The organism is Streptomyces sp. NPDC051976, assembly GCF_040680795.1.
In the GTDB taxonomy this organism is placed as follows: domain Bacteria; phylum Actinomycetota; class Actinomycetes; order Streptomycetales; family Streptomycetaceae; genus Actinacidiphila.
The window spans coordinates 43,858-57,432 of record NZ_JBFAXL010000055.1 but is presented as its reverse complement, the minus strand read 5'-3'; the positions used below and the strand labels follow the sequence as shown (position 1 = coordinate 57,432).

The following is a 13,575-nucleotide window of genomic DNA, read 5'->3' as shown; positions in this document are numbered from 1 at the left end:
GGCCGGTTCCCCTTCTCCGGGGGCGGGCCGCCCGGCCGGGCCGGGCGGCGCACGGGGTCAGTGGTGAGCAATGTGTGCCTCCCGCGATCTGGTGGGGACGGGGGTGACGCAGCTGACGGGGGACGGGCGGGTGCCGCGCCACGGGGCCGGGGCGCCGCGCAGCGCCAGGTCGATGTGCCGGTGGGTGACCGGGGCCTGCTCCAGTACCGCGAAGTGCCCGCCGGTCAGGGTGTGCGTGGTGAAGCGGCCGGTGGTCTGGTCCCGCCACCCCGCGACGTCGGCGGTGCCCGCCCGCGGGTCGTCGGTGGCCGCCAGCGCGGTGATCGGCACCTCCAGCGGCTGACCGGGCCGGTAGACGTAGGTGTCACGGACGCCGAAGTCCGCGCGGAACGGCGGCAGGATCATCCGCAGCACCGTCGGGTCGGCGAGCATCCACTCCGGGGTGCCGCCGATCCGCCGCAGCAGCGCCACGACCTCGCCCTCCGTCATCCCGGCCACCGGCGGCTCCCCGTCGTCGGGGGAGCCGGGCGCCGCGCAGCCGGAGACGAACAGGTGGACCGGCGCGGGGCCGCCGCGGCGGCGGATCTCCCGCACCAGCTCGAAGCCGACCAGCGCCCCCAGGCTGTGCCCGTACACCGCGTACGGCCGCGTCTCCCCGCCGGGGGAGGTGTCGGCCCGTACCAAGTCCGCCAGCACCGCGTCCGCGAGGTCGGGCACCAGCAGGTCCATCCGGTCGTACGGGGTGTCGCGCAGCCTCGTCTCCCGGCCCGGCAGCTGGACGGGGCGCACCGACACCCCGCCCAGCCTGCCGAACCAGGAGCGGTACGCCGAGGCCGAACCCCCGGCGTGCGGCAGGCAGTACAGCCGCACGCCGGTGCAGCCGGGCTGCTCCGCGAAGGGCAGCCACGCCGCGGTGGCCGGCTGCGCCGGGGCCAGTGCGGTGGTCACCGCGTCACCTCGACGTCGACATAGCCGGGCAGCGGCTGAATCTGCGTCAGATCGGCGGCCAGCACCAGGCGTTCGCCCTCCCTGGCCACCTCGCGGAAGCCGCTGAAGGCGTAGGTGATCTGCATCATCCGGTTGCGGCCGGTCTCCACGAAGTCCGCCCGCAGCCCCGCGCCCGCCTCCACGGCGCGCTCCATGATGTGGCTCAGCAGCACCGAGCCGACACCGCGGGACATCACCCGGCACGACATCAGCATCATGTGCAGCTGCCAGTCGGGCTCGCCCGTCTCCACCAGCGCCAGGCCGATCTTGCCGTAGGAGCCGAACCGGTCGGTGAGGGTGGCCACCAGCAGCAGGTGGTCGGGCGACTCGCGCAGCGCGTCCAGGTCGTCGTAGGAGTACGTCCTGCCGGTGGAGTTGAGCTGGTTGGTGCGGATGGTGAGTTCCTCGGCCCGCTGCAGGTCCTCCCGGGCGGCCGGGGCGATGGTGAAGGTCATGCCCAGGCTGGCGAGGAACTCCTCGTTGGTGCCGACGAACTCGCCCTCCACCTCGTCCCTGGCGAGCTGGCTGTGGTACATCGCGCGGCGCTGCGCCGACTCGTCGGAGACGAACCGCGGCCGGAACTCGATCCGGTGCAGCTCGGTGTCGATGTCCTCGGCGTTGACCCGGGTGACCTCGGGCAGCGAGAACTCCATCTCGGCCAGTTCGAAGTCCTGGTCGTCGACGAACGCGAACGCGTCCAGGCCCAGGTTGAGCTTGGCCGAGATCTGCCGGACCGACTCGGACTTGGCGTTCCAGCCGATCCGCGGGTAGAGGAACAGGTCCTCGATGCCGAACTCGCGCAGCTTCGCGACCGCCGTGTCGTGGTCGTTCTTGCTGGCCACCGAGTGCAGCACGCCCAGCGCGTCCAGCCGCCGGATGTGCTCCACCACGCCGGCCCGCAGCCGCACGTCGCCGTCCTCCAGCAGCACCCCGTCCCACAGAGTGTTGTCCAGGTCCCAGACCACGCACTTGATCTTGCCCTGCGCGGGTTTGCGGTACGGCCCCTGCGGCGGGGCCGCGGCGGTCGCCGAAGCCGACTCCGGCGGTTGGATGGTCGTTGTCACAGTGCCCACTCCCGGTACGCCTCGTCAGCGATCGTGATCCGCTGGATCTCGTTGCTGCCCTCGATGATTTCCATGACCTTCGCGTCCCGGTACAGCCGTGCGACCGGGTAGTCGGCGCTCATTCCGTTGGCGCCGTGGATCTGCACGGCCTCCGTGGCGTGCCGTGCCGCCGCGGTGGACGCGAAGTACTTCGCCACCCAGGTGGCCATGATGGTCGCCGGGTCCCCGGCGTCCTTGAGCACACCGGCCTGGTGGCACAGCAGCCTGGCCGCCCGGACATCGGTGACCATGTCCGACAACTTCGCCCGGATGAGCTGGAGTTCGCGGAGCTTGCTGCCACCGACCGTGCGCTGCGCGGTGTAGTGCGCCGACGCCTCCAGGCACGCCTGGACGATGCCGACCGAACCGGAGGCCACCGAGAAGCGGCCCAGGTCCAGGGTGCCGCTGAGCACCATGCCGGAGGCGAAGGAGCTGGGCCCCAGCAGCGCGTCGGGGCCGAGTTCGACACCGTCGAACTCCAGCTCCGCGATCAGCGACGCCCGGGTGCCGAGCACGTCCTGCAGCGGTATCACCCGCACGCCGGGTGACCGGCGCGGTACGAGCAGGGCGATGACGCTGGACTCGGTGCGGGCGAACACCAGGAACAGGTCCGCCCGCTGGCCTCCGGTGATCCACTTCTTGCGGCCGCTGAGCCGCCAGCCGCCGCCGTGCGGGGTGGCGGTGGTACGGATGCCGGCGGTGTCGCTGCCGCCGCCGGCGGGTTCCGACAGGCAGAAGGCGCCGCGTACCCGGCCGTCGGCGAGCGACGGCGCCCACTGCTCGATCTGGGCGGGGCTGCCCCAGCGGAGCAGCGCCCACGTCAGCATGGTGTGCACGGTGAGGAGGGAGCGGACCGAGGAGCAGCCCCGGCCCACCTCCTCGTGCACCTGGCCGAGCGTCACCAGGTCAAGGTCCTGGCCGCCCAGTTCGACCGGCAGGAACGGCGCCCACAGGCCCGCCTCGCCGATCCGTTCCTGCAACTCCTCGGGGACGGCGCCGGCCCGGTCGTACGCGTCGGCCACCGGCATGATGTGGGTGTCGACGAACGCACGTGCCGAGTCCCGGGTGATCCGGGCCCCCGCCGGCGCCGCCGCGAGGGGCGGCGCCGTGGTCAAGCTCGTCATTGTGGGCTCCTCAGTCGACGGAGACGGGGACGCTCCGGCGGGCGACGAGGTCCGCCATGGCCTCGACGGTGCGGAAGTTGTCGATGCGCAGTTCGTCGTTGGGGATGGTGAGGCCGAAGGTCTTCTCGATGAACATCACCAGCTCCATCGCGAAGAGCGAGTTGATGTAGCCGAGCGAGAAGATGTCCTGGCCGGTCTCGATGCTGGCCTGCGGGAAGCGGGCCTCGATGAAGGAGAGGATCTGGGTCTGCGCGGTGGTGTTCGACATGGTCGTCATCCCTTGTTGTCGTAGGTGTAGAAGCCACGGCCGGTCTTCCGGCCGTGCAGTCCGGCGTCCGTCATCTGCTTGAGCAGCGGGCAGGGCCGGTACTTGCTGTCGGCGTAGTGCTCGTAGAGCACCTCGACGCTGTAGAGGATCGTGTCGACGCCGATCAGGTCGGCGGTCTCCAGCGGTCCCATCGGGTGCCCGAAGCACCCGCGGAACACCTCGTCCACCGACTCCGCGGTGGCGACGCCCTCGTGGACGAGGAAGGCGGCCTCGTTGACGGTGAGCATGAGCACCCGGTTGGAGACGAAGCCGGAGGCGTCCTTGACGTCCACCGCCTTCTTGCCCATGCCGCTGAGCAGTTGACGGGTGACCTCGACGGTCTCCTGGGCGGTGTGGAAGCCGGGGATCAGCTCCACCACCGGCTTGGCCGGGACGGGGTTCATGAAGTGCACGCCGACCACGCGCTCCGGGTGCGAACCGACCGCGGCGACCCGGGTGATCGGGATCGCGGAGGTGTTGACGATGACCACCGCCTCCGGGCTGAGCACCCGGTCGAGGTCGGCGTGCACCTGGCGCTTGACGTCCCAGTTCTCGGTGACGTTCTCGATCACGAAGTCGGCCTTGGCGAGCGCCTCGACGCCGACCGCGGTGGTGATCCGGCCGAGGATCTCGTCGGGGTCCAGGGCCGGGCCGCCCATCAGACGGCTGAGCCGGCAGTTGCGGCTGATGGCCGCCTTGGCGTCGGTCAGGATCTGCTCGTCGATGTCGACGAGGACGGTCTCGTAGCCGCACTGGGCCAGGTTGTGCGCCACACCGATGCCCATGACCCCGGCACCGACAACTCCTACGACGGTCATGATCTCTCCTGGTTTCGTTGGTGGAAGCGGCCGTCGACGGCCGCTGGGTGGTGCGGGATCAACTCCTGCGCCGCCTGGCGGCGGTCTTCAGGCCGGACCGGCGCAGTCGCGCCTGCTCCTGGCCGTCGGGCTCCGGGACGGGGGCCGCGTCCGCGGCGGGACCGTCCACGACCTTGGCGAGGGCCTCGATGGTCGGGGCCTCGTAGAGGATGTGCGGAGGGAGCTCCGCGCCTTCGAAGGCCCGGCGCAGCGCCGCGAGCAGGGCGATGCCGAGCAGCGAGTTGCCGCCGAGTTCGAAGAAGTTGTCGCGGGCGCCGACCCGTTCGAGCTTGAGCATCTCGCCCCACACCTCGGCGAGGCGCTCCTCGGCGGGCCCTGACGGCTCGCGGTACGGGGTGAGCAGCTCGGGCCGCGGGTGGCGGGTGCCGGCCGGGCCGGAGGCGCCGCCGGCCGGGGCCATCACCGCTTCCACGGTGAAGCCGGTGCTGTAGCTGACCATGGTCGGCAGGTCCTGGGTGGAGACCACGACCCGCGGTTCACCGGAGGCCAGGGCCCGCAGCAGCGAGCGCCAGCCCTCCGCGAAGGTGATGCCGAAGACCTCCCGGTGCTTGCGGAAGAACGCCTGCAGGCCCTCGTCGTACCCGGACAGGCCCGAGTCCCAGGCGTTCCAGGTCCACTCGCCCCAGTCCACCGACAGCACCCGGCGGCCGGTCGCCGCCTGCCGGGCGGCGTAACCGTCCAGGTAGGCGTTGCCCGCGCAGTAGTCGACCTGGCCCGGGCCGCCGCCGGTGGCGGCGGTGATCGAGGAGAACAGCACCAGGAAGTCCAGCGCCGTCTCGTCGGGCCGGCCGATCCGCAGTGCCTCGTCCAGCGCCCGGACGCCCGCCACCTTGGGTGCGAGCACCAGGTCGGAGTCGTCGGACTGCTTGAACTGGATCAGGCCGGTGCCGGGCACGCCCGCGGTGTGCAGGATGCCGTGCAGGGCGCCGAACCGCTCCTCGGCGACGTCGATCGCGTGCCGTACGTCGGGCGCGCTGGCCACGTCGCCGGTCACGATCTCGATCTCGGCGCCGAGTTCGAGGATGGCCAGCACCCGGCTCACCCGGTCCCGTACCGCCTCGTCGGCCGGATCGGTGCCCGCCGCGATCGCCTCCCAGCGCTCGCGGGCGGGGAGTCCGCGGCGGCCGAAGAGCACCAGCCGGGCCCGGCACTGGCGGGCCAGGTGCTCGGCCATGCCGAGCCCGATGCCGCCCAGGCCGCCGGTGATCAGGTAGACGCCGCGGTCCCGCAGCACCGCCGCGGCGGTCTCGTCGTCGGGGGCGGGCAGCACCTCGTAGCCGCACACCCAGCGGCGGCTGCCGCGCAGCGCGACGGCCGCGTCGGTCCGCGGGCGGCGCAGCTCGGCGGCGACCACGGAGGCGGGGGTGGCCGGTTCGACGTCCAGCAGCCGGGTGGTGACGTGGGGGTACTCCAGCGGCACCACGAGCGTCGGGCCGATCAGCGTCGCCGCGTCGGGCCGGGCCTCGGCGCCGTCGAGCACCTGGTGGGCGCCCGCGGTGACCATGTCCAACTGCCAGTCGCCGGAGCCCAGTTCACCGGCCGCGCGGGCCAGCGCCACCAGGGTGTGCAGGCCGAGCGAGATCGCCTCGTCGGTGCCGCCGGGCCGCTCGGCGAGCGTCCACAGGTGCACCACCCGCTCCAGACCGAGACCGCGCCGCCGCAGGTCGCGCAGGACGGCCTGGGCGTCGCCCGCGTTGCCCGGCCGTACGGTGTAGCCGGTCGCCGGGTCGGCGGTGTATCCGTCGCCCGGGCGGACCGCGGTGACGGCCGCGCCGTCCGCCGCGGCGGACCTGACCAGCTCGTCCAGCACCGCGTCGGCCGTGTCGCCGTCGGCGTACACCAGCCAGCTCGCGGGCTGGGCCGCGGCGGTCGCGGGGGCGGCGGTCTGCCGCCACACCGGCTGCCAGACCCAGTTCTCCTCGGGCAGCCGCGGCACCAGGTCGATGTCCTCGAAGGTGGCGGGCACCCCGGGCGTGCCCGGGGCGGCGGTCAGCGCCTTCGGCTCGGCCTTGGCACCGATCAGCGGGGTCTGCTCGATCCAGTAGCGCTGCCGCTGGAAGGGGTAGGTGGGCAGCGGGATCCGGCCCGGCGCCATGCCGCGGTGCAGCTCCTCGGTGTGCGGGGCGCGGCCGTGGTAGGCCGCCCAGTCCAGGTCGGCGCCGGTCAGCCACAGCCGGGACAGCGCCTCGGTGAGCACCTGGTCGGCCGGGCGCGGGTCGCTCTCCGCGGGCAGCGTGGCGGTGATCATCGGCCAGCGCTGCGGCGGGCAGCCGGCGCCGCGCACCATCGCGCCCAGCGACTGCCCGGGGCCGATCTCGACGATCGCCAGTTCCGGGTCGGCCAGCAGTGTCTCGACCGCCGTGGAGAACCGTACGGTCCGGCACATGTGGGCCGCCCAGTACGCGGGGTCGCGCACCAGCCGGGCGTCGGCGACACCGCCGGTGACGTTCGACAGGTACGGGAGCCGCGGCGGGTTGAGCCGGATGTTCTCCGCGACCCACGAGGTCAGTTCGTCGGCGAGCGGGGCCAGCATCCGGGAGTGGAAGGCGTGCGTGGTGCGCAGGCCCCTGCTCGGGATGCCGTCGGCCTCCAGGTCGGTGGCGAGCCGGGCCAGCGCGTCGGAGGGACCGGCCACGACCACGGTCTGCGGGCCGTTGACGGCCGCGATGTCCAGACCGCGGGCCTCCAGCCGGTAGCGGTCGCGGAGTTGGTCCGGGCCGAGCGGCACCGCGGCCATCGCGCCGGTCTCGGCGCCGGAGATCAGCCGGGCCCGGTGCACCACCAGGGCGAGCGCGTCCTCCAGCGAGAGCACCCCGGCCAGGCAGGCCGCGACGTACTCGCCGAGGCTGTAGCCGAGCATCATCGACGGCGTCAGCCCCCAGGCCATCAGGGTCGAGGCGAGGGCGTGGTCGACGGCGAACAGCAGCGGCTGCACCACCTCGGTGCGCTCCAGCTCCGCGGCCCGCTCGTCGGCCTGGCCGGTCGCCCTGCCCAGCAGCGCGGCCAGGTCCATGCCGCCGCCGGGACGGTCCCCGGTCAGCAAACCGGCGAGGTCGACACCGGGCAGCAGCGGGCCCAGCAGGTCCAGGCAGCGGTCGAGCGCGGCGCGGAACACCGGCTCGTGGCGGTAGAGGTCACCCACCAGGCCCGGGTACTGCTCACCGACCCCAGCCAGCAGGAACGCCACCGGGCGGCCGTGCGCGGTCTCCACCCGGGTGGCCAGCGGCGCGCTGTCGTCGGTGCCGGCCAGTGCGGTCACCGCCTGCTCCAGGGCGGAGACGACGGTGGCGCGGCGGTGCTCGAAGGTCTTGCGGCCGACCTGGAGGGTGTAGGCGACATCGGCCAGCCGGGTGCCGGGGGCGGCCGCCAGGTTCTCGCCGAGGTTGCGGACCGCCTGGTCGGCGGCGGCCTCCGTACGGGCGGAGACGGGCAGGAAGTGGTGCCGCCTGCCGCCGCCGGGGGTGTCGGAGCCACCACGGCGGGCGGGCGGCTCCTCGACGACGACGTGCACGTTGGTGCCTCCCATGCCGAGCGAGTTGAGTCCGGCGATCCGCGGCCTGCCGTCGTCCCGCGCGGGCCACTCGGTGAGTTGGGTGTTGACGTAGAACGGGCTGCCGGCGAAGTCGATCTGCGGGTTGGGGGCGGTGAAGTGCAGCGTGGCCGGGACGAGCCGGTCGCGTACGGTCAGCGCCGCCTTGATCAGTCCGGCGGTGCCCGAAGCGTGGTTGAGGTGGCCGATGTTGGTCTTCACCGCGCCGATCGGGATGCTGCCGGGGCCGCCCGCGGCGCCGAACGCCCGGGCCAGCGCGGTGACTTCGATCGGGTCGCCGATCGGGGTGGCGGTGCCGTGCGCCTCGACGTAGCCGATGTCCTCGGGGGCGACACCCGCGTCGGCCATCGCGTCCTGCACCACCCGGGCCTGCCCGGCGACGCTGGGCGCGGTGTAACCGACCTTCAGGGCGCCGTCGTTGTTGAGCGCGGAGCCGCGGATGACGGCGTGCACGGTGTCCCCGTCGCGCAGCGCGTCGGAGAGCCGCTTGAGGACCACCACGGTGGCCCCGTCACCGAACATCGAGCCGCTGGCCTGCGCGTCGAAGGTGCGCACATGACCGTCGTGCGACTCCATGCCGCCTTGCTGGCGGCGGTGGCCGATCCTGTCGGGCACGGAGATGGACACCCCGCCCGCCAGCGCCATCTCGCACTCGCGGTTGCGCAGGCTCTGCACCGCCAGGTGGACGCCGACCAGCGAGGTGGAGCAGAAGGTCTGCACCGCGACGCTGGGGCCGCGCAGGTCGAACAGGTACGACACGGACGTGGTCAGCGCGTCCTTGTCGTTGCTCATGATGATCTCGTACGGGCTGATGTCGCCCGAGGCGAGCTGCGAGGTCATGCCGAACAGGTAGGTGCTGAGGTTGGAGCCGCCGAAGACGCCGATCCGGTCGCGGTACGACTCGTGGGCGTACCCGGCGTGCTCCAGGCCCTCCCAGCAGACCTCCAGGAACAGCCGCTGCTGCGGGTCGGTGAGCGCGGCCATCCGCGGGCTCATCCCGAAGAAGCCGGCGTCGAAGCCGCTGATGTCGTCGAGGACGGCGCGGGCGGGCACGTACTCCGGGTCGTTGACGGCGTCCGGGTCGACGCCCGCCTCGATCAGCTCCTCCGGGGTGAAGAAGCTGATGGACTCCACGCCCTCGCACAGGTTCCGCCAGAAGGCGGCGACGTCGCCCGCGCCGGGGAAGCGGCCCGCCATGCCGACGATGGCGATCCGGCGGTCGAGGTCGAGGTCGGGGTCGAGGTCGGGGCCGTCGGCTTCGGGAAGCGGTACGGGGACGGGGGCGGGCGCCGGTGCGGGTGCGGGGGCCTTGGCTACGGGAGTGGGTGCGGCGACCGGTACGGGCGCGGGGGTCGGGACGGCCGGTGCCGGTGCCGGTGCCGGGGCCTGGTGGGACGGCTTCTGCTCGTCGAGGACCGCGGCCAGCCGGTGCACGGTCGGCGCCTCGAACAGCGTCACGGTGGGCACCGTCACCCCGAAGCGGGTCTTGACGGTGGCCAGCATCTGGAGGGCGAAGAGCGAACTGCCGCCCAGGTCGAAGAAGTTGTCCCGGGTGCCGACCGGCTCCACGCCGAGCGTCTCGGTCCACAGCGCGCACAGCTCGCGCTCGGTGGCGGTCAGCGGCGTCATGTACGGCTGCGGCAGGTCGGGCCGCGGGAAGGAGGCCACCGGCGCCGTACCGCTCGCGCCGGCCGAGACCGGTGCCGGGCGGGTGGGCAGCCGGTCGGCGAGACCGCCCGCCACGACGACCACGGACGGCAGCGACTGGGCCACCACCTGGTCGAGCGCGGTCAGCGACTGCTCCGCCGTCATCGCGTGGGCCGCCATCGAGGTGGCCGTCCTGCCGCCGACCTTGGCCAGCGTCGGCGCCCAGGTGTCCCAGGCGGCCGAGGTCCAGCGGGTCGGCCCGCTCACCGAGCCGGGCTCGGCCAGCGCCGCCAGCGCCGCGTTGGCAGCCGCGTAGCTGCCGAAGGCCAGTCCGCCCAGGTGCGCGGAGGTGGAGGAGAACAGCAGGCCCCAGCGCGGCGCCCGGTCCGCGGGGAGGGCGGCGACGGCCGCCCGCAGCACCCGCGCGCCCTCGTACTTCGCACCGAAGTGCCGTGCCACGGTGGCGTCCTGGACGGCGTCCAGCGGCAGGAAGGTGTCCTCCGCGGTGTCGGCCGCGGCGTGCACCAGGCCGTCGAAGTCCTCGGCGGCGAGGAGCGCGCGTACGGCGTCCGCGTCGGTGACGTCCAGCCGCGCCGCCTCGACGTCCGCGCCGAGTTCGCGCAGCCGGGCGACGGCCTGGCGGCGGGGGTCGGCGGGATCGGCCGGCAGACCCGTACGGCCCGCCAGCACCACCCGTCCGGCGCCGCCGCGGATCAGGTGCTCGGCGACCATCAGACCGACGTCGCCGAGACCACCGGTGACGAGGTAGCCCTTGCCGGGGAGGACGACGGGCTCGACGGAGGTCCCGCCGCGCCGGGTGCGGCGCTCGGGGGTGTGCGGCTGTCCGCCGTCGGACGGGGACTCGGCGGTCCCGTCGCTGCCGATGCCGTCGATCGGCCGGTAGCTCGGGGTGTGGCGCTGTCCGCCGCGGAAGGCGGTGAGCACCGGGCCCTCGGTGAGGGCGAGTTCGGCGGCGAGCAGGGCCGCCGCCTCGGCGGGGCCGTCGGCCGGGTCGAGGTCGATACCGCGGGCGTCCAGGCCCGGGTACTCCTGTCCCGCGACCACCGGCAGCACGGCCACCGCGGCCTGCGCGGGCACGCACCCCTCGCCCGCGCCGACGCTCTGGCCGCCGCGGGTCACCACGACGATCCCCCCGGTCCCGGCCGAGCCGCCCCAGGCGGCGACCGTACGGGTGGCGTCCAGCACGGCCCGCGCGGGGTCGGTACCCACCGCGGGGTCCGCGTCCAGCGCGGAGAGGATGACGACGGTCAACGGGCCGTCACCGGGGACGAGTTCATCTGAGGAAGCGGTGTCCGCGGTGACCGTGGCGGCCTCGGCGCCGCCGTCGCGCAGCCGCTCGGCCAGGGCGTCGGCGACGCCCGTGGTGTCCGCGACCAGCAGGTAGCGGCCGGTGGCCGGGCCGTCCGTCGCGTCCTCCGGGGTCCACACCCGGGCCGTCAACTGGACATGCTGGTCAGGGCTCTTCGGCGTGCTGCCACCGTCCGCGGGGCGCGGTGAGGAGGCCGGGGCGGCAGCCGCGGACGCGGTGGGGGCGTCGATCCAGTAGCGGGAGCGCTGGAAGGGGTAGCCGGGGAGGTTGGTGCGCAGGACATCCCGGCCCTGCTGGTAGCCGGACCAGTCGATGGCCGCACCGGTCAGCCAGAGCCGCCCGACGGCCTCGGCGAGCGCCGTACCGGCCTCGCGCGGGTCGTCGTCGCCGGGCAGCGCGGTGACCAGCAGGTCGCCGGTGTCGGGGCCGAAGGCGGGGTGTACGCGCAGCGCCCGGCCGAGCGTGCCGCCGCCGATCTCCAGCAGGGCGAGGTCGCCGAGTTCCGCCAGCGCGCCGAGTGCGGCGCCGGGGTCGGTGTCCGTACCGGACGTACCGGACAGCCGCTCGGCCCAGTGCGCGGGGTCGGCGGCCTCGGCCGCCGTCAGACTGCCGCCGGTCGCGGCGGAGAGCAGGGTGGTCCCGGGGACGCCGAAGGCGAGCTGTCCCGCGGCCCATTCGGTCAGCGGCTGCCCGCTCGTCCGGGCCCGCTGGTGCAGCAGCGCGAAGGCGTCCCGGAGGGAGAGCACCCCGGTCAGGCATCCGGCGACGAACTCGCCGACGCCGTGGCCGAGTACGGCGGCGGGCTCGATGCCCCAGGAGCGGAAGAGGGTGGCGAGCGCGTACCCGACGGCGAACGCCCGGTGCCCGTCGCTGTCGGGGCCGCCGGTCCTGTCGGGGGTCAGCAGCCCGGCGAGCGGGGCGCCGCCGACGGCCTGGGCCGCGGCCCGGCACTCGTCGAGCGCGCCGCGGAACGCCGGCTCCGCCTCGTACAGTTCGGCCACCGCGGTGGGGTACGGGTCCGCGGCGCCGGTCAGCAGGAAGGCGACGGGGCGGCCGGTGGTGCTGTCGGCCCGGCCGAGGGCGGCACCGGCGCGCAGCTCGCGTGCCGCGCCGCCCGCCGAGTCGGCGACCAGGGCGCGCCGGTGGGTGAAGACCTTGCGTCCGCTCTGCAGGGTGTAGGCCACGTCGGACAGGCCCGTACCGGCCTCGGACCCTGTCGCGTCGACGGTGTCCAGGTGCGCGGCCAGGTTGGCGGTGGCCTCGTCGGCCGCGGCGGCGCTGCGCGCGGACCACACCAGCAGCTCGCCGCGGCGCCCCGGGCCCGTGCTGCGGGCGGCGACCGGCGGGGCCTCCTCCAGGATGACGTGGGCGTTGGTGCCGCCGATGCCGAAGGCGCTGACCCCGGCGCGCCGCGGGCGCTCGCCGCGCGGCCACGGGTGCCGCTCGGTGAGGACCGTCAACCGCGCCTCACCCGCGTCGAGTTGCGGGTTGGGCCGGGTGTAGTTGCGGGTGGCGGGGATCTCGCCGTGGTGCAGGGACAGCGCGGTCTTGATCAGGCCGGTGACGCCCGCGGCGCGGTCGAGGTGGCCGAGGTTGGTCTTGACCGAGCCGATCATGACCTCGGTGCCCTCGAACACCTGCTGGAGGGCGGCGAGTTCGGCCGCGTCACCGAGAGCGGTGCCGGTGCCGTGCGCCTCCACGTAGTCGATGTCCTCCGGTTCGAGACCGGTGGCGGCGAGCGCCTCGGCGATGACCTCGGCCTGGCCGCTGACCCCGGGGGCGGTGAAGCCGACCTTGCGGCCCGCGTCGTTGTTGACCGCCCAGCCGCGGATCACCGCGTACACCTGGTCGCCGTCGGCGAGCGCGTCGCCGAGCCGGCGCAGCGCCACCACACCGACCCCGTTGCCGACCAGGCTGCCCTGGCCCGAGGCGTCGAAGGCCCGGCACTCGCCGTCGGGGGAGCTGATGCCGCCCGGCTGGTAGAGGTATCCCGTGTCGTCGGGGACGGCGATCGCGGCGCCTCCGGCCAGCGCCAGGTCGCACTCGAAGTTCGCCAGGCTGGTGGCGGCCGCGCAGACCGCGACGAGCGACGTCGAGCAGTAGCTCTGGATCCCGTACGCCGGGCCCGACAGGCCCAGGGTGTGGGCGACGCGCAGGGTCAGCGAGTCCTTGTCGTTGGCCAGGCCGACGGTCAACTCACCGACGCTGCGGCCGATCCCGGACGGTGCCACGTTCCGTGTCAGGTAGGTGCTGATCGCGCAGCCCGCGAAGACGCCGATCGAGCCGTCGAAGCTGGCCGGGTCGCAGCCCGCGTCCTCCAGCGCGTGCCAGCTGTGCTCCAGGAACAGCCGGTGCTGCGGGTCGAGGATCTGCGCCTCCTTCGGGTTGATCCCGAAGAAGTCGGCGTCGAAGCGGTCGATCCCGTCGATCACCGCGGCCGCCTTGACGTAGGCGGGGTCGTCGATCAGTTCGTCGGGGACGCCCGCGGCGCGCAGTTGGTCGTCGGTGAACCGGGTGATGCCCGAGCGGCCGTCGCGGAGCGTGCTCCACAGTTCCCTGGTGTCGGCGGCGCCGGGGAAGCGCCCGGCCAGGCCGACGATGGCGATGTCCTCCGGGGACACCTCGGTGGGTATGCGCGGCATGGATCCG

General features: G+C 74.0%; 6 protein-coding genes. All 6 read right to left on the bottom strand.

Annotation, left to right across the window (positions count from 1 at the left end):
• Window positions 1-57: 57 nt before the first annotated feature.
• From AB0M29_RS36220 to AB0M29_RS36195, 6 genes are read right to left on the bottom strand one after another with little or no spacing between them, the layout of a single operon-like run.
• Window positions 58-948: a thioesterase domain-containing protein gene (locus AB0M29_RS36220; RefSeq protein ID WP_365390774.1), complete on the bottom strand. Its 891-nt coding sequence runs from the start codon at window positions 946-948 to the stop codon at window positions 58-60.
• Window positions 945-2,051 (bottom strand): HAD-IIIC family phosphatase, encoded by a 1,107-nt coding sequence (locus AB0M29_RS36215; RefSeq protein WP_365390772.1) that lies wholly within the window; start codon window positions 2,049-2,051, stop codon window positions 945-947. The genes AB0M29_RS36220 and AB0M29_RS36215 overlap by 4 nt, the downstream gene beginning before the upstream one ends.
• Entirely contained in the window at window positions 2,048-3,214 is a 1,167-nt protein-coding gene (locus AB0M29_RS36210; RefSeq protein WP_365390770.1) for an acyl-CoA dehydrogenase family protein, read from the bottom strand. Before AB0M29_RS36210 ends, AB0M29_RS36215 begins: the two co-directional genes overlap by 4 nt.
• 10 nt (window positions 3,215-3,224) lie before the next feature.
• Window positions 3,225-3,482 carry a phosphopantetheine-binding protein gene (locus AB0M29_RS36205; protein WP_365390768.1) on the bottom strand — a complete coding sequence of 86 codons (258 nt, stop codon included), beginning with the start codon at window positions 3,480-3,482 and terminating at the stop codon, window positions 3,225-3,227.
• A 5-nt stretch (window positions 3,483-3,487) separates the two neighbouring features.
• On the bottom strand, window positions 3,488-4,339 hold the full coding sequence (locus AB0M29_RS36200) for a 3-hydroxyacyl-CoA dehydrogenase NAD-binding domain-containing protein (RefSeq protein ID WP_365390766.1): 852 nt from the start codon (window positions 4,337-4,339) through the stop codon (window positions 3,488-3,490).
• A gap of 58 nt (window positions 4,340-4,397) precedes the next feature.
• Window positions 4,398-13,568, bottom strand: coding sequence for a beta-ketoacyl synthase N-terminal-like domain-containing protein (locus AB0M29_RS36195; protein WP_365390764.1), 9,171 nt, complete (start codon window positions 13,566-13,568; stop codon window positions 4,398-4,400).
• Window positions 13,569-13,575: the final 7 nt, after the last annotated feature.